This window comes from Xenorhabdus bovienii (genome assembly GCF_024721015.1).
Lineage (GTDB): Bacteria > Pseudomonadota > Gammaproteobacteria > Enterobacterales > Enterobacteriaceae > Xenorhabdus > Xenorhabdus bovienii.
This window is the reverse complement of record NZ_JANAIF010000354.1, coordinates 1-368: the sequence shown is the minus strand read 5'-3', so window position 1 is coordinate 368 and position 368 is coordinate 1. Positions and strand designations below refer to the sequence as shown.

The window sequence follows — 368 nt, the reverse complement described above, 5'->3', positions numbered from 1 at the left end:
GCCGCAATGGCGGTCAATAAAAACCGCTCCCCGTATGCCAGCCGTCAGGCCATACAGGATGTGAAGTCACAGCGCCTTTCCAATATGCAATACCTTCAGGCGATGGATATTGAAGACGTGGAGACTGGCGAGCGTTTTGACCTCGTTGAAAAGGTCATGCAAAGCATTTCCAATCCTGAAATTCGCCGGATGGAGTTGATGGCGCAGATTGCCGGGATTGAACGGGTCGCCACTGCCCGGGGTGACATCGGCATGTTTATCACCATTACCACGCCGTCAAAATATCACCCGACCCGCCTGATGGGTAAAGACAAAATCGCGGTACTGAATAGCAACTGGGCTGATGAAGCCTACACGCCGAAAGACGG

1 protein-coding gene is annotated in these 368 nt (G+C 53.0%); it reads left to right on the top strand.

Features of this window, described 5'->3' with window-relative positions; genetic code table 11:
- A partial coding sequence (locus NXS07_RS20955) for a replication endonuclease (RefSeq protein WP_258087627.1) occupies positions 1-368 on the top strand: 368 nt, incomplete at both ends.